This window comes from Paraburkholderia dilworthii (assembly GCF_000472525.1).
In the GTDB taxonomy this organism is placed as follows: domain Bacteria; phylum Pseudomonadota; class Gammaproteobacteria; order Burkholderiales; family Burkholderiaceae; genus Paraburkholderia; species Paraburkholderia dilworthii.
In genome coordinates this window covers 136,832-152,196 of sequence record NZ_AWZT01000002.1, presented here as the reverse complement: position 1 = coordinate 152,196, position 15,365 = coordinate 136,832, and the positions used below count along the sequence as shown (strand labels likewise).

Annotated in this window: 15 protein-coding genes and 1 tRNA gene; 5 read left to right on the top strand and 11 right to left on the bottom strand. The window is 62.2% G+C overall.

The features are described from left to right. Positions 1-15 precede the first annotated feature (15 nt). The 4 genes from mscL to mfd all read right to left on the bottom strand — a co-directional run bounded on the left by mscL (position 16) and on the right by mfd (position 6,599). Positions 16-462: a large conductance mechanosensitive channel protein MscL gene (gene mscL / locus F759_RS0104385; RefSeq protein ID WP_027798778.1), complete on the bottom strand. Its 447-nt coding sequence runs from the start codon at positions 460-462 to the stop codon at positions 16-18. Between the two features lie 96 nt (positions 463-558). After that, complete coding sequence (locus F759_RS0104380; RefSeq protein WP_027798777.1) at positions 559-1,593, bottom strand: threonine/serine dehydratase; 1,035 nt, start codon at positions 1,591-1,593, stop codon at positions 559-561. A gap of 79 nt (positions 1,594-1,672) precedes the next feature. Then, positions 1,673-2,923, bottom strand: coding sequence for an acetylornithine deacetylase (gene argE / locus F759_RS0104375; RefSeq protein WP_027798776.1), 1,251 nt, complete (start codon positions 2,921-2,923; stop codon positions 1,673-1,675). Positions 2,924-3,116: 193 nt separating this feature from the next. After that, complete coding sequence (mfd, locus tag F759_RS0104370) at positions 3,117-6,599, bottom strand: transcription-repair coupling factor (protein WP_027798775.1); 3,483 nt, start codon at positions 6,597-6,599, stop codon at positions 3,117-3,119. Positions 6,600-6,719: 120 nt separating this feature from the next. Between mfd and ispD the strand changes: the two genes are divergently transcribed. Together ispD and ispF are read left to right on the top strand one after the other, a co-directional pair. After that, positions 6,720-7,433, top strand: a complete 714-nt coding sequence (gene ispD, locus F759_RS0104365) for a 2-C-methyl-D-erythritol 4-phosphate cytidylyltransferase (protein ID WP_027798774.1) — start codon at positions 6,720-6,722, stop codon at positions 7,431-7,433. Between the two features lie 46 nt (positions 7,434-7,479). Then, a complete protein-coding gene (gene ispF, locus F759_RS0104360; RefSeq protein WP_027798773.1) occupies positions 7,480-7,959 on the top strand; it encodes a 2-C-methyl-D-erythritol 2,4-cyclodiphosphate synthase in 480 nt (159 codons plus the stop codon). A gap of 102 nt (positions 7,960-8,061) precedes the next feature. Here the strand turns inward: ispF and F759_RS0104355 are convergent, their stop codons facing one another. The 4 genes from F759_RS0104355 to ompR all read right to left on the bottom strand — a co-directional run bounded on the left by F759_RS0104355 (position 8,062) and on the right by ompR (position 11,578). Next, complete coding sequence (locus F759_RS0104355) at positions 8,062-8,580, bottom strand: carboxymuconolactone decarboxylase family protein (RefSeq protein WP_027798772.1); 519 nt, start codon at positions 8,578-8,580, stop codon at positions 8,062-8,064. Positions 8,581-8,654: 74 nt separating this feature from the next. Next, complete coding sequence (locus tag F759_RS0104350) at positions 8,655-9,203, bottom strand: peroxiredoxin (RefSeq protein ID WP_027798771.1); 549 nt, start codon at positions 9,201-9,203, stop codon at positions 8,655-8,657. A gap of 237 nt (positions 9,204-9,440) precedes the next feature. Beyond that, on the bottom strand, positions 9,441-10,790 hold the full coding sequence (locus tag F759_RS0104345) for an ATP-binding protein (RefSeq protein WP_027798770.1): 1,350 nt from the start codon (positions 10,788-10,790) through the stop codon (positions 9,441-9,443). Between the two features lie 53 nt (positions 10,791-10,843). Then, positions 10,844-11,578 carry an osmolarity response regulator transcription factor OmpR gene (ompR, locus tag F759_RS0104340; RefSeq protein WP_027798769.1) on the bottom strand — a complete coding sequence of 245 codons (735 nt, stop codon included), beginning with the start codon at positions 11,576-11,578 and terminating at the stop codon, positions 10,844-10,846. Between the two features lie 229 nt (positions 11,579-11,807). On the opposite strand from ompR, the gene F759_RS43935 reads away from it, so the two are divergent. Continuing rightward, positions 11,808-12,134, top strand: coding sequence for a hypothetical protein (locus F759_RS43935; RefSeq protein WP_084534196.1), 327 nt, complete (start codon positions 11,808-11,810; stop codon positions 12,132-12,134). Here F759_RS43935 and F759_RS0104330 read toward each other — a convergent pair. Beyond that, positions 12,122-12,352: a hypothetical protein gene (locus F759_RS0104330; protein WP_152530584.1), complete on the bottom strand. Its 231-nt coding sequence runs from the start codon at positions 12,350-12,352 to the stop codon at positions 12,122-12,124. The two genes, F759_RS43935 and F759_RS0104330, sit on opposite strands and share 13 nt — an antisense overlap. A gap of 245 nt (positions 12,353-12,597) precedes the next feature. Here F759_RS0104330 and F759_RS0104325 point away from each other — a divergent pair, with 245 nt between their 5' ends. Beyond that, positions 12,598-13,761, top strand: a complete 1,164-nt coding sequence (locus tag F759_RS0104325; RefSeq protein WP_027798767.1) for a DUF1501 domain-containing protein — start codon at positions 12,598-12,600, stop codon at positions 13,759-13,761. Positions 13,762-13,820: 59 nt separating this feature from the next. Here the strand turns inward: F759_RS0104325 and F759_RS0104320 are convergent, their stop codons facing one another. Then, positions 13,821-14,657 carry a squalene/phytoene synthase family protein gene (locus F759_RS0104320; RefSeq protein ID WP_027798766.1) on the bottom strand — a complete coding sequence of 279 codons (837 nt, stop codon included), beginning with the start codon at positions 14,655-14,657 and terminating at the stop codon, positions 13,821-13,823. A gap of 217 nt (positions 14,658-14,874) precedes the next feature. On the opposite strand from F759_RS0104320, the gene F759_RS0104315 reads away from it, so the two are divergent. After that, a tRNA-Leu gene (locus F759_RS0104315) sits at positions 14,875-14,961 on the top strand. A gap of 78 nt (positions 14,962-15,039) precedes the next feature. On the opposite strand, the gene F759_RS0104310 is transcribed toward F759_RS0104315, so the two are convergent. Further along, positions 15,040-15,327, bottom strand: a complete 288-nt coding sequence (locus tag F759_RS0104310) for a hypothetical protein (protein WP_027798765.1) — start codon at positions 15,325-15,327, stop codon at positions 15,040-15,042. Positions 15,328-15,365 lie beyond the last annotated feature (38 nt).

Sequence of the window (15,365 nt, the reverse complement as noted above, 5' to 3'; positions counted from 1 at the left end):
AGCCGCGCCGCTCGCTCAGCGTGGCGAGTTTTTCAGCGAATCGCGGATTTCACGCAGCAGCAGCACGTCTTCGGGCGGCGGCGGCGGTTCCGACGGCGCCGCGTCGGCCGGCTTGCGCAGATTGTTGATGAACTTGACCATCAGGAAAATGATGAACGCGAGAATCAGGAAGTTGATAAGCACGGTAATGAACGAGCCATAACCGATCACCGCAACGCCGGCCGTCTGCAAGTCTTTATACGACTCCGGGCTGCCCTTGAAGCTCGCCGGAATCGCGCCGAGGCGAACGAACTTGTTGGAGAAATCGAGGCCGCCTGAAGCAACCCCGACAACCGGCATGATCAGGTCTTTAACAACTGAATTGACGATGGTGGAGAATGCGCCGCCGATGATCACACCAACCGCGAGATCCATCACGTTGCCCTTGAGGGCAAATTCCTTGAATTCCTTGACCATGCTCATAGGGTTTTCTCCCGAATATCGATGACTTAATCATACCAATCTCAGACAGATAGGCCAGCCCTTTGGCCCGAAAACCCGCAGAAGCGCCGCGTATGTTTATTCAGGAAACTGTGACGCGCCGTGCCGGGCACGTTCGATATGCGCAGCAAAAGTGACCGGGTCCGTGTTGGTGCCGCATAGCAAAACCCCCACGCGTTTGCCTTGCAGCTTCTCGCGCAGCGGTCCGAGCAACGCCGCGGTGGCGGCGGCGCAAGCCGGCTCGACAGCGAGCTTCAGTTGTCCGAACAAGGTGAGCATGGCCGCGCGGAGCTGATCGTCTGAAACGGTGACGAGTTCGTCGATATGACGGCGGCACAGTTCATAGCTGTATTCCTCGGTGTGCGGGGCCATCAATGAATCCGCGATACCGTGCATGTGGCCCATCTTGACCGTGTGATTGGCGGCAAAACTTTTGCCCATCGCATCCGCGCCTTCGGGCTCGACACCGAACACGTGCACGCCGGGATTCGCAAGCCGCATGGCCGTCGCAACACCGGCCGCGAGACCGCCGCCGCCGATCGGCACGATCACGGCTTCCAGGTCGGGCGTTTGCGTAGTCCATTCGTAACCGAGCGTGGCCGAGCCGAGCACGGTGCGATAGCCGTTGAACGGATGCACGAAATAGCGGCCTTCCTCGGCCTCGATGCGGCGCACGAGTTCGAACGCTTCCGCAAGATCTTCGGCGAACACGATTTCCGCGCGATATTGCCGGCACAGCGCGACACGCGCTGGATTGGCCGCGCGAAACAGTACGACCTTCGCGCTGATGCCAAGCCGCATTGCCGCATACGCGACCGCCACCGCATGATTGCCGCCCGACACGCACGTGACGCCCGCGCTGCGTTGCGCTTCGTCGAGCGCAAGCAGGTTCGTGAACGCGCCGCGCGCCTTGAAGCTCCCGCCCACTTGCAGCAGTTCGAACTTGAAGTTGACCACCGTACCTTCGAGCGACGCGAAGTCGAGCCTGTCGAAAACCGGCGTTCGGGCCACCCAGGGCGTCAACGCAAAATGCTGTGCGGCGATGTCGTCGAGAGTGGGGATCGGCTCGCCGTCGATCGTATGGTCGGTGTGTTGCGGCGTGGCGGTTGACATGGGCGTGGGCGAGAGTGTGTCGACAGGGACCGTGTGAGTTTTTGCTTGACGCTTATTGCTCGTTGCTCAGGCGGCGGTTTCAGTGCGTATGCGCTTCGACGGACATGCTGTGAATGAACTTGTGCAAGAAGCGTTCGCACTCCACGAGTTGATCGAGAGCGACAAATTCATTCGCCTTGTGTGCCTGCTGAATGTCGCCGGGCCCGCACACGATGCTCGGAATACCCGCGAGTGAAAACAGCCCGGCTTCCGTGCCGTAAGCGACCTTGCGCTTGTCCTGGTCGGCGGTGAGCGCGCGCACGAGTTGCGTGATGGCAGCCTGCTCAGACGAATCGAGTCCCGGCGCCGCGGCGATCTTCGTGATCTCGATTGCAGCCGATGGGTGCTCCTGCAACATTTTCGGCAACAGCGTTTCGCGTGCGTACTGGTCGATGCGCGCGAAGATCGGCTCGGGATCGAGCGTGGGCAGATTGCGGAATTCGAACTGGAATTTGCATTCGGCCGGCACCGTATTGATCGCATTGCCGCCGACGATCGTGCTGGTTTGCGCGGTAGTGAAGGGCACGTCGTACAGTTCGTCGAACGGGCCTTGCGCGCGGAACTGATCGGCCATGTCGCGGATGTAGCAGATGAGGCGCGCCGCGTATTCGATCGCATTCAAGCCCTTCGGCGTGAGCGACGAATGGGCGGCCTGGCCGCGCACGCAGCACTGGTAAGCGTTGATGCCCTTGTGCGCCACGATGGGCCGCATGCTGGTCGGCTCGCCCACGATGCAGCCGTCCGGCTTCACGCCGCGTTTCATCAGATCGGCAATTAGCAGCGGCGCGCCCGCGCAGCCCACTTCTTCGTCGAATGAAAGCGCGAAGTGAATCGGCTTGGCGAGCTTTGTGCGCTGCATGTCAGGTACGAGCGCAAGCGCCGCGCCGATAAAGCCTTTCATGTCGCAAGTGCCGCGGCCGTACAGTTTGTCGCCGCGAATTTCCGGCTTGAACGGATCGCTGTCCCATTGCTGGCCGTCGACGGGCACCACGTCCGTATGGCCCGAGAGCACCACGCCGCCATTCGTTTCGCCGTTGTGTGCGGGGATGGTCGCAAACAGGTTGGCCCATTTGCCGCTTGCGTCGTGGGTAAGCGTGGCTTCGATGCCGACTCCGCGCAATTCGTCACGCACCGTTTCGATCAGACCGAGATTCGGATTGCGGCTGACCGTGTCCATCGACACGAGACGGGTGACCCAGGGAAGCGAGACAGGCGTGGTGCCAGATGCGGAAGCGGACGAAGCAGTTGCGGATGTTTGGGAGGACTGCGCTGAATCAGCGACGTGAGACATGACAAGACTCCGGCATTTGAGTCTTTCGATCATACCCAAAAAATGCCAGGCCGTATGCTGCGGCGCGCATTTGCGCGTCGCAGCATTGCGGAAAAACGCTAGACGTACCGGCTTTTTTGCGCAGCCGCGCTGCGCGTGCTCGACGACGCGCAACGGAACGTGGAGCCTCGATGCGGAACCTTGAAGCGCGAACCTAACGCGCCGCGGCAGCTGCCGTAGTGCCGCGGCTCGGCGAGCCCAGCGCGCGCAAGGTTTCCTTGACGGTTGCCACACGCACCGCGAGATCGGGGCTGCGGGTTTCGATACGCAGCTTGTCCTGGCCCGCCAGCTTGATGTGCTTGTGCTTCTGCACCATCTCGATGATACGCATCGCGTCGATTGGCGGATTGGGAATGAATTGCAAGCCGATCACCGCTTCGCCCGCGTCGATCTTCGAAATGCCCAACGGCTTCGCCGCCAGCCGCAGACGATGCGTCTCCACGAGCGCATGCGCTTGCGGCGGCAGCTTGCCGAAGCGGTCGATCAATTCTTCCTGGATGCCGTCGATCGAATCGTTGTGCTCGCAATTCGCGAGCCGCTTGTACAGCGACAAACGCTCCTGCACGTCGCCGCAATAGTCGGCGGGAAGAATCGCCGGCGCGTGCAAATTGATCTCGGTGGTTGCGGCGAGCGGCGCGGTCAGGTCGGGCTCCTTGCCTTCCTTGAGCGCCTTCACAGCGTCGTTGAGCATATCGGTGTAAAGCTGGAAACCAATCTCGTGAATTTCGCCCGACTGCTTGTCGCCGAGCACTTCGCCGGTGCCGCGAATCTCGAGGTCGTGCATTGCCAGATAGAAGCCCGAACCGAGTTCTTCCATTTGCTGGATTGCTTCGAGGCGGCGTTGCGCCTGCTTGGTCAGCCCTTGAGGATCGTGCACGAGCAGATACGCATACGCCTGGTGATGCGAGCGTCCCACGCGTCCACGCAACTGATGCAATTGCGCGAGGCCGAACTTGTCCGCGCGATGAATCAGGATCGTGTTGGCGCTCGGCACGTCGATGCCGGTTTCGATAATCGTCGTGCACAGCAAAACGTTCGCACGTTGCGCGACGAAGTCGCGCATCACGCGTTCAAGCTCGCGCTCGTGCATCTGTCCATGCGCGACCGCGATGCGTGCTTCCGGCACGAGCGCTTCGAGCATTTGCCGGCGATTCTCGATCGTCTCGACTTCGTTGTGCAAAAAGTAAACCTGGCCGCCGCGCTTCAGTTCGCGCAACATCGCTTCGCGAATCACGCTTTCTTCCTCGCGACGCACGAATGTCTTGATCGCGAGGCGCTTCTGCGGCGCCGTTGCGATAACAGAAAAATCGCGCAGGCCTTCGAGCGCCATGCCGAGCGTACGCGGGATCGGCGTGGCAGTGAGCGTGAGCACGTCAACTTCCGCGCGCAGTGCCTTGAGCGCCTCTTTCTGCCGCACGCCGAAGCGATGTTCTTCGTCGATGATCACGAGCCCGAGCCGCTTGAACTGCACGTCCGACGACAGCAGCTTGTGCGTGCCGATCACGATATCGACGCTGCCTTCGTTGATCTGCTGGATCGACGCGTTGACTTCCCTCGTCGACTTGAAGCGCGACAACTCGGCGATGCGCACCGGCCAGTCGGAGAAGCGGTCCGTGAAGGTTTGCGTGTGCTGTTCGGCGAGCAGCGTGGTGGGCGATAGGAGCGCGACCTGCTTGCCGCCCATCACCGCAATGAATGCCGCGCGCAGCGCCACTTCGGTCTTGCCGAAGCCCACGTCGCCGCATACCAGGCGGTCCATCGGCTTGCCGCTTGTCATGTCGCCGATCACGGCCGCGATCGCTGCGGCCTGGTCCGGTGTTTCCTCGAAGCCGAAGCTCTCGGCGAACTTCACGTAGTCTTTCGGTTCGAGCGCGAATGCGTGGCCCGAACGAGCGGCCCGGCGCGCGTAGAGGTTGAGCAGTTCGGCGGCGGTGTCGCGAATCTGCTGCGCGGCTTTGCGTTTGGCCTTTTCCCACTGACCGGAGCCGAGCGAGTGCAACGGCGCGCTCTCGGGATCGGCGCCGCTGTAGCGCGAGATCACATGCAACTGCGCGACCGGCACATAGAGCTTGCTGTCGCCTGCATATTCGAGGTGCAGGAACTCGGTTTCGCCTTCGCCGAGGTCCATCGTGACGAGGCCCATATAGCGGCCGATGCCATGCTGCGAATGCACGACCGGATCGCCGACCTTCAACTCGGACAGATCGCGCACCATCGAATCGACGTTGCTCGCCTGTTCCTGGCGGCGGCGACCGGCGCGCCGCGCGAGCGGCCCATAAAGCTCGGTCTCGGTGATGATCGCGATGCCGTCCACCGGCACCGCAAAGCCGTTGGCGAGCGGCGCGACGCCCAGCGAAAAACGCGCGTCGCCGGTGAGCCAGTCCTGGAAGCTGTCGCTCGACGCGGGCTTCAGATGATTCTCCGCGAGCAGTTGCAACAGCGTTTCGCGCCGGCCCGCCGATTCCGCCGCGAACAGTACGCGGTTCGGCGTGGTGTCGAGGTACGCGCGCAAGGCCGACACCGGGTCGTCCGCGTGACGGTCGATCGCGAGATTCGGCAGCGGCGTGGACCAGCCGCCGCCCGCGTTGGCCGGCAGCGCGAGCCGCGCGAACGGCTTGGCAAGCGTGAAGAAATCTTCGTCCGACAGGAACAGCCGCTGCGGCTCGAGGATGGGTCGGTCGCGGTCGTGCGAGAGGAAGTTGTAGCGCTGCTTCGTGTCGTTGCTGAAGCGCCGGATCGCCGCATCCAGATCGCCGATGAACGCGAGTTGCGCACCTTCCGGCAGATAGTGAAACAGTGTCGCCGTTTCCTCGAAGAAGAGCGGCAGATAATATTCGATGCCCGCCGACGGCACGCCGTTGCCGATGTCCTTGTAGATCGACGCGCGGCTCGGGTCGCCCTCGAACGTCTCGCGCCAGCGGCTGCGAAATGCGGTGCGCGCTGCTTCGTCGAAGGGAAACTCGCGGCCCGGCAAGAGGCGCACGTCTTTCACCGGATAAAGGCTACGCTGTGTGTCGGGGTCGAACGCGCGAATCGAGTCCACCTGGTCGTCGAACAAATCGATCCGGTAGGGCAACGGCGAGCCCATCGGATAGAGGTCGAGCAGCGAGCCGCGCACGCAGTATTCGCCCGGACGCACGACCTGGCTCACGTGTTCGTAACCGGCCAGTGTCAATTGCGCCTTGAGCTTTGCCTCGTCGAGGCGCTCGCCTTGCGAGAACGAGAACGTGTAGGCCGCGAGAAACGACGCGGGCGGCATCCGGTAGAGTGCGGTGGTGGCGGGCACCAGCAGGATGTCGCAACGCCCTTCACCGAGATCGTGCAGCGTGGCAAGGCGCTCGGAGACGAGATCCTGGTGCGGCGAAAACGTGTCGTAAGGCAGCGTTTCCCAGTCGGGTAACAGGCGCACGCGTGCGTCTGGCGCGAAAAAGCCGATTTCCTGCGACAGACGCTGTGCATCGACGGCGCTTTCGCACACGACCGCAAGCAACGGCACCTTCTCGCGATAGGCGAGATGGTAGCGGGCGATCAGCAACGCGTCGGACGAGCCGTGCGTGCCGTCGAAGGCAAAACGCTGGCCGGCTTTGACGAGCGCGACGGGCGGGGAGTACTGCGATGATGCGGCGATGTCTGGCATAGAAGAGAAAAGGCGGCCTCGGGCTCACACGGACGGCCAAGTTTACGCGCGTCGGGGCGTGGATGCGAAGGACCTATTATAAAATCCGTCCTTTACTTTGACCTCGCGGCATCCGCACTCGTGACTTCCCGTCTATTTGCCCTGATTCCGTGCGCAGGCACCGGCAGCCGTTCCGGCGCCGCGATGCCCAAACAATATCGCACTGTGGCTGGCCGCGACATGTTGCATTATTCGCTCGCCGCGTTCGACGCGTGTAGCGAGTTCGCGCAAACGCTCGTCGTGATCGCGCCTGACGACCAGCACTTCGACGCGCGCCGCTTCGGCGGCCTGCGTTTTGCCGTGCGCCGTTGCGGCGGGGCGTCGCGTCAGGCGTCGGTGTTGCACGGCTTGCATGCGCTCACCGAATTCAACGCGCGCGACGACGACTGGGTGCTCGTGCACGACGCGGCCCGGCCGGGCATCACGCCTGGCCTGATTCGCACGCTGACGCTCGCGCTCAGGGACGACGCGGTGGGCGGCATCATGGCGTTGCCGGTCGCGGACACGTTAAAGCGCATCGACGCCGCATCGGCGGATGGACGCATTGCCCGCACGGAGTCGCGCGACGGCTTGTGGCAGGCGCAAACGCCGCAGATGTTCCGCATCGGCATGTTGCGCGAAGCGATCTTGCGCGCGCAGGCCGACGGTCACGACCTGACCGACGAAGCGAGCGCGATCGAATGGGCCGGCCATGCGCCGAAGCTGGTGCAAGGCAGCTTGCGAAATTTCAAGGTGACGTATCCGGAAGACTTCGATCTCGCCGAGGCGATTCTGCTGCGCGCGTCCGCATCGTGACGGGCAATTTCATCTTTTAATGAACGTACTTGAGGACTTGACGCAGATGGATTTCAGAATTGGGCAAGGGTATGACGTGCATGCGCTGGTGCCGGGACGTCCGTTGATCATCGGTGGCGTGACGATTCCGTACGAGCGCGGCCTGCTCGGTCATTCGGATGCCGACGTGCTGCTGCACGCGATCACCGACGCGCTGTTCGGCGCGGCGGCAATGGGCGACATCGGCCGTCATTTCTCCGATACCGACGCGAAATTCGCCGGCGCCGACAGCCGCGTATTGCTGCGCGAATGCGTGGTGCGCGTGAAGGCCGCAGGCTTTTCGATCGCGAATGTGGATAGCAGCGTGGTGGCTCAGGCGCCCAAGCTGGCGCCGCATATCGAGGGTATGCGCGCCAACATCGCCGCCGACCTCGGCCTGCCGACGGAAAAGGTGAATGTCAAAGCCAAGACGAACGAGAAGCTTGGCTATCTCGGCCGAGGCGAGGGCATTGAGGCGCAAGCTGTGGTGCTGCTGATCAAGGCTTGATGCGCTTCCTCGGCGCCACGTTGTAAAGAGCCGGGCCCTCGGCGGGCGGGAACACTTGCCGCTGCGTCGGTCCCGGCGAGCCCGCGACGAAAGCGACTGATTTTATTCAGCCGCAATGCACTGCGCAGCCGCGTTGATCACAGCCGCGATGCGGCCCACATCGCGCAACTGCGTCGTGCTCATTCCTTCGGCGATCAGCGTATCGAAGTGCGACTTCACGCAGAAGTGACACTTGCCGATGATCGACGCCGCCAGCGCATACATCTCGAAGCGCCGCTTATCCACGCCGCCGTGCGACGCGTAGGCGTTCATGCGTAACTGCGCCGGTTGCGATTTCAGGTCCGCGTTATCGGTCATCTCGACATACGGATACCAGACGTTGTTCATGCCCATCAACGCGGCTGCGGTGAGCGCGCCGTTCGTCTCTTCAGGAGAGAGCACACCCGCGTTGCGAATCGCATTCACGATCACGGTGCTTTTGGCGGCGAAGGCCGCAGCCAGCGCAACACCGACCGCATCGTTGCCTTCGAGGGACGAGCGCGCGATCGTGCCGTCGAGATTCAGCCGGATGTCTTTCGCGTAGTCGGGCACGAGCGCCTTAATGGAAGACAAGAACTCCATTGTCATCTCCTATCGGGTTGTCGATAAAAAAGCCCGCTGCTTTTTCAAGCGTGGCGGGCTCGGACCGGCACGGCTTACAGCGTTGCGCCGCCGACTGCGCGGTTGCACGGACAGAGCTCGTCCGTTTGCAAGCCGTCGAGAATACGCAGCACTTCTTCAGGATTGCGGCCGACGTTCAGGTTGTTCACCGAAACGTGCTGGATCGTGTTGTCCGGATCGACGATGAACGTGGCGCGCAGGGCCACGCCCGCTTCCTTGTCGCGCACGCCGAGCTGGTCGATCAGCTCGCCCTTCACGTCACCGAACGAATAGTGGTTCAGCTTGTTCAGGTCCTTGTGCTCACGGCGCCACGCGAGTTTCACGAATTCATTGTCGACGCTGCCACCCAGCAGCACTGCGTCGCGCTCTTCGAAGTCTTTTGCCAGCTTGCCGAACTCGACGATTTCCGTGGGACACACGAACGTGAAATCCTTCGGGTAGAAGTAGATGATTTTCCACTTGCCCGGGAACGACTGCTCTGTGATCTCTTCGAACGCCGAGGCGCCGTTTTCCTCATGATTGTTGAAGCCAGGCTTGGCAGCGGTGACGGTGAACGCTTCGAGTTTGTCGCCAACGGTTTTCATGCGAGTGCTCCTTGTGTGTTGGAAAAAAGCATGTTCAGGCTACCAGCGCGTCATCACGAGCGCATGACAGGGTTCAACTATAGCTCTATTGAACTATCGGCTCAATAGTTTTTACCTAACGGCATGGATAGTTATTATTGAACGGAGCGGGCATCGGACGTGCGCAGAGGACTGGTAGAGCCCGGGTGCCCGCGTAAGCCCGTGTGTCCTTTTACGCCGTCCGTGCGAACGGTGCGCCTACGCCCCTTTGGCGAGCGGAAACTCGATGGTGACTTCGAGGCCCGGGCCGGGCATGCGATTACGCAAGCGCAACGCGCCTCGATAACGGCTGACGAGCCGCTGCACGATCGCCATGCCAAGGCCCGTCCCGTTTGCCTGGGTGCGCGCGGAGTTCACCCGATAGAACGGCCGCGTCACGAGCGACAGCTGATCTTCGGGAATGCCGGGGCCTTCGTCGACCACCGACAGTTCGACCCGCGAATGCGACACGCGCGTTTCCAGGATCACATGCGGGATGCCGTCGCCGTCGCTCAAACCATATTTGCGCGCGTTTTCCAGCAGATTACCGACCACGCGGCGCATATCGGTTTCGTCCGCTTCGATAACCGCCGACGGCGCGAGCCGCGTGATCAGCCNCATGCTGTCCTCGCTTTGCATGCGCGCCGCGAGTTCGCTCGCGATCACGGACAGGTCGACGGGCTCCGGCACGCGTTGCACAGGGCGCGCATAGTCGAGGAACCGGCCGATGATCATATCCATCTGCTCGATGTCGTCGACCATCGCGTCCTTGGTGCTTTGGTCCGATGGGCTCATTTCGGTTTCGAGCCGCAGCCGCGCGAGCGGCGTGCGCAGATCGTGCGAAATACCGGCGAGCATCAGCGCGCGGTCGGCCTCGAGCTGTTCGAGGTCTTGCACCATCTGGTTAAAACTGCGGTTTGTTTCCGCGGCCACGCCCATGCCGCGCTCAGGTAACGGTTCGGGCGATTGCCCCGAACCGACCTTGCGCGCGGCCATCGCGAGACGGGCGAACGGCCGGTTCACGAGACTCGTGATGAACGCCGCGCCGAACAGCGACAGCGCGAGCGCGAACACGCCCCAGCCGGCCCATTGCAAACCGGTCGCGTTATCGAGCTGATCGCGGTCGAGCGCGACCCAGTAATCGTCGTCGTCGATCTTGAAGCTGATCCAGACGCCGGGGATGTCGTTCACGCTCTGCGCGATCACGGTGTCGTCGCCGAGACGGCCGCGAATGTCGTGTTCGATCAGCCGGTTCAGCGATTCGTCGGGCTGGAGTTTGTACTTGTCGGTCGTTTCGCGCGGATACACGCGCACCCCTTCATTGCTCTCCAGATCTTGCAGCAATGCGCGCCGCAGATCGGGATCGGAATAGAGCAGTGCGGTACGCGTGAGCTTCACGATGGCGACGAGCTGCAGCGCCACGCGCTGCGCGCGCGGCTCGCGTTCGATCACCCGGAAGCTCTGGAACCACGCCGCGAGACTGACTGCGATCAACAGCGCGATCAACAGAAAGGTCCGCCAGAAAAGGCCGCCGAACGCGAGCGTCAGGAGGCGCCGGTCGATCCGCATGGGCCCTTCTTATCTGAAAACAAAAGCAGGAGGTGTGAACAAACTCAGCAAACTCAGGCTGCGCCGTCGGGGATGAACACGTAGCCAAGACCCCAGACGGTCTGGATGAAGCGCGGGCTGCCCGGGTCCGGTTCGATCAGCTTGCGCAGACGGGAAATCTGCACGTCGAGGCTGCGGTCGAACACTTCGTATTCGCGGCCGCGAGCCAGTTCCATCAGCTTTTCACGCGACAGCGGTTGGCGCGGATGACGCGCAAACACCTTGAGCACGGAGAACTCGCCCGTGGTCAGCGGAATTTCCTGGCCGGCCTTGGTGAGCGTGCGGGTGGCGAGATTCAGCGCGAACTCGCCGAACTCGAAGACCTCGGTGGTTTCGGACGGCGCGCCCGGCAACTCCGACGGAGATTGACGACGCAACACTGCGTGAATCCGTGCGACCAGTTCGCGCGGATTGAAGGGTTTCGGCAGATAGTCGTCCGCGCCCATTTCGAGGCCGACGATACGGTCGACGTCTTCGCCCTTGGCCGTCAGCATGATGATTGGCGTGCGATCGTTACTGCCGCGCAGGCGCCGGCAGATGGACAGGCCGTCCTCGCCTGGCAGCATGAGGTCGAGCACCAGCAGGTCGAACCGCTCACGCACCCACAGCTTGTTCATGGATGGCGCGTTCTCGGCGACATAGACATTGAAGCCTTGCTCGCCGAGGTAACGGCGCAGCAGATCGCGCAAGCGCGGATCGTCGTCGACGACGAGGATTTTCGAAGGGTTTTTGGTTTCCATGCCCGGCATCTTAGCGCGATTAGAAAGTGGTGCGCGTTCGCATCATTTATCGAGTTACAGTCAGTTACAAAATTTACCCGCACTGTGGCACGACGTAAAGCGGTGACAGTTAGACTCCTTTACTGAATGCGGCTGTTCGGTGGATACTTCACTCGACTAAAACCCACGCGCCCGGCTCGTTACCGGGTTTGTCATACGCATTTGAGGTAGCCGGTTGCCGCGCCACGAAGGGAACAACATGAAGGGAGGGGTTTGGCCGAATGTGCGCCTGAGCGTGATTGCACTGGCGGTTGCCGGTACGCTCGCAGGCACATTGGGACCAACGCTCGCCCACGCCCAGCCTCCCGCCGACAGAGCTGCGAGCGAGCGCGCGTCCAGGCCTGGCAACTCCAGGGCAAGCCGCCACAGTTCCAGCAGTGAGCGCCCTGCATCAGACGCGATGTTGCGTACCGCGGTTCCCCCCGATCTCGATCAACGCCGCCGTGACGGACACATGACGCCGGACGAACGTCGTTTGCTGAGACAGCATATCGAAGACGCCGTGCGCGAGCTTTACAAGCGGTAGGCGCGTTGCTGGGGTTGTCTGCTTCCGTTGCGCTCATCCACACGTTGCGGACTGTCGTCGACGTTCTCACCTTCTTGCGTTTTATTTCCGTGCTCGCTGCGCGGTTCCGGTTTCAAGTCCAGCACTTCACGTTTCGCCTGATGCGCGCTTAGCCGTTCGCGGGTACACGTCGTGTAAGCGATAGGTGTATGCAGCCGCAACCGATCGTCGCCATTCATCGTGCGCAACACGCTCCGCGTGAATGCACGGGGATCGGCATGGCACATGGCTCATGTGATCTCGACTCACTCGCGAATGCGCGGCGCCATCCCAGCAAACTGCATCACGGCAGCAACGCGGAGTAGGCTTCGGTATAGCCAAACCTGGCCCAGCGCAAGCGTGCGTTTGCGCGTCGCTGGCAGTCCGGGTCATCACGTGAAAAAACTGAGCGTGCCATTGAAGAAGTCACCGACGCGAGCACAAGATGAAACGACGCAGCTTTCTCTCGATGAGCGCTGCCGCCAGCGCGAGCCTTTGGCTGCCTCGCACGTTGGGCGCTCAGGCAGTGACGTCACCGGCGTTTCAAATTCCAGCGTTGCGTCGCGGCTACGGCAAGCTGCTGATCCTCGTTGAACTGAAGGGCGGCAACGACGGCCTGAACACCGTGATTCCGTTCGCCGATCCCGCGTATTACCGGCTTCGCAAGAACATTGGCGTCAAGCGCGAGCAGGCTATTCAACTCGACGGGCGCACGGCGCTGCATCCGTCGCTGGAACCGTTGATGCCGCTTTGGCAAAGCGGTCAACTGGCGATTATCCAGGGCGTCGGCTATGCGCAACCCAATCTCTCGCATTTCCGTTCGATCCAGATTTGGGACACGGCGGCACGTTCGGATCAGTATCTGCACGACGGCTGGCTCGCCCGTGCGTTCAGAAGCGCATCGGTGCCTGCCGGTTGTGCCGCGGATGGCGTCGTAATCGGCAGCGCTGAAATGGGACCGCTCACACATTGCCCTGATGCAAAGGCGCTTGCCGGTCCCAAGCGAATAGCCGGCGCCGAAAAATACATCGCTAACGATGGCGGGCGGCCAAGGCCGATGCAACACGCGGCGCAATTGACGACGGCCTTTCCTTGCAGCGCGTTCGGCGCGTCAATCGAAACAGCGATGCAACTACTCGCGGCCGGCGACATGCCGCGAGCGGAGACAGAAAAAGGCGAGGGCGTCGCGGCGATTCGCTTGACGTTAAACGGTTTCGACACGCATCAGAACCAGCCGTACAGGCACCGCTCGCTGCTAAAACAACTTGCCGAAGGCCTCGCGGCGATGAGATCGGCGTTGACCGAACTGGGCCGTTGGAACGACACGCTCGTGATGACATACGGCGAGTTCGGGCGGCATCCGCGTGAGAATGACAGCAACGGTACAGATCACGGCACGGTCGCGCCGCATTTCATCTTGGGCGGCCGTGTGCTCGGCGGCTTACACGGTGCGCCGCCAGAACTCGGACGGCTCGACGGCCGTGGCAACTTGCCGGTCGGCGTGGACTTCCGCAGGCTTTACGCGACCGTCCTCACGCGGTGGTGGCGGCTCGACGCCCCCGCGATTTTGCGGCAGCGCTTCGAGCCGCTGCCTTTGCTGCGCGTTTGACGGCCAGCGCGCGAGTCGGCCCATGCGCTCGACGTGAAACCTGACGACGCCAGCGGCACTTATTTCGCGCGCCAGGCGATCCACAGCTTGCGGATCGGCGTCAACGCGATACGTTGATGGAGCACGTGATAGCCATCGCGCTCGATTTCATCCAGCAACGCGGACGCGAGCGCGCCTTGCGCCAGCAGCGTGCGCTGCGAGCGGCGCTCGCTGGCGGGCACGGCGGCAAGCGCAGTGTGCACGGCATTGCGAGCGCGCTTCGTTTGAAAGCGCATGAGCTCCGTGAACGCATCGCTATATTTTCGATTGATCAGGTCCGCGGCTGTCACATTGAAGCGCTGCATTTCGTCGATAGGGATGTAGATGCGGCCGTGGCGCGCATCGTTGCCCGTCTCGGCCACGAACTGCGCAAGCAGCAGCGCTTCGCCCAAGGGCGCCGACCAGCCCGGCGCTTCTGTCGCGTCCGTAGGTTCTTTCCTGCTCGCGGCGCGCGCCAGCAGCGAGGCGAAGGTGCCGCCGACCGTTTGCACGTAGCGCCGCAAGTTCGGATAGTCGAGGTAGCGCGCCTGGTCGAGATCCATCTCGAAGCCGCTCAGCAACGCCTGCAGTTCAGGATATTCGGCTCTGACATCGGGTAACGAGGCTGCGAGCGCCTTCGAAACGGGGTGCGTGGGCGAGCCCGCCGCGAGCGCGGCCAGTTCATTTTGCCACCATGCGAGCTTGGTGCGGCTAATGGCCGGATCGCTGACTTCCTTGACCGTTTCCTCGAACTCGCGGCGCAGTGCGAACAGCGCGGTCAAGCGCGGCTGACTGGCCGCGGGAGCCTGCCGCAGCGCGTAGTAAGTGCTCGATCCAGGCGGTGCCGCTTTTTGCTGGCAATATTCGTCGAAGTTCACGGATTGGAATGTGGGGAAGGGCAGGCGGAGAGAGCACGGCATGCGTGCAGGAAGCCAAAAATTGTAGCATCGGCGGCGCAACGATAGATGCGCGGCAGTTGCAGACAAGCTCGAATCAATGCGTTAGAATCTCGCGCTTACGCTTTTGCGCGCGTACTTCTGGAAGCGGCGCGAAGCATGCAGGACATCGGGCGAGACGCACAACGCTTGCCCGGCTGCGAGGGTGGCGAAATTGGTAGACGCACCAGGTTTAGGTCCTGACGCCCGCAAGGGTGTAGGGGTTCGAGTCCCCTCCCTCGCACCACTTATCTGTAACGCAAAACCCCGCCAGGTCATCTGACTCGCGGGGTTTTTCGTTTGCGAGCCGCTTGTGCCGGTGCGCTTAGGCATCCGGCGTCTGGGTCGGCGCCTGCGTGCCTGGCAGATCGGCCTGCGCGGCGCCCTCGAGAAAGCGTCGAGTGGATTCGAACGCTTGCAGCATCTGGTCGGGCCAAGGCGTTTGCAGCATGACCGCCTGATGGTTTTCGAATGCCGACGATAACAGCTTCGCCAGTTCTGGCGAGCGCAGATGGCGCAGCAGCACGCTTACCGCAATCGCCGTCGCCTGGCTTGCGCCTGCGGTCTGGAGTTCCGACGCGGTGAGCGCCGCGATCTGTTTATTGATGTCCACTGAAACTTTCCTGAATAGATTGAAGGACTGACTTGCAC

Coding starts and splice junctions, on each gene's coding strand:
- mscL (WP_027798778.1), bottom strand. CDS start 462: ATGAGCATGGTCAAGGAATTCAAGGAATTTGCCCTCAAGGGCAACGTG.
- F759_RS0104380 (WP_027798777.1), bottom strand. CDS start 1,593: ATGTCAACCGCCACGCCGCAACACACCGACCATACGATCGACGGCGAG.
- argE (WP_027798776.1), bottom strand. CDS start 2,923: ATGTCTCACGTCGCTGATTCAGCGCAGTCCTCCCAAACATCCGCAACT.
- mfd (WP_027798775.1), bottom strand. CDS start 6,599: ATGCCAGACATCGCCGCATCATCGCAGTACTCCCCGCCCGTCGCGCTC.
- ispF (WP_027798773.1), top strand. CDS start 7,480: ATGGATTTCAGAATTGGGCAAGGGTATGACGTGCATGCGCTGGTGCCG.
- F759_RS0104355 (WP_027798772.1), bottom strand. CDS start 8,580: ATGGAGTTCTTGTCTTCCATTAAGGCGCTCGTGCCCGACTACGCGAAA.
- F759_RS0104350 (WP_027798771.1), bottom strand. CDS start 9,203: ATGAAAACCGTTGGCGACAAACTCGAAGCGTTCACCGTCACCGCTGCC.
- ompR (WP_027798769.1), bottom strand. CDS start 11,578: ATGCCGGGCATGGAAACCAAAAACCCTTCGAAAATCCTCGTCGTCGAC.
- F759_RS43935 (WP_084534196.1), top strand. CDS start 11,808: ATGAAGGGAGGGGTTTGGCCGAATGTGCGCCTGAGCGTGATTGCACTG.
- F759_RS0104330 (WP_152530584.1), bottom strand. CDS start 12,352: ATGAATGGCGACGATCGGTTGCGGCTGCATACACCTATCGCTTACACG.
- F759_RS0104325 (WP_027798767.1), top strand. CDS start 12,598: ATGAAACGACGCAGCTTTCTCTCGATGAGCGCTGCCGCCAGCGCGAGC.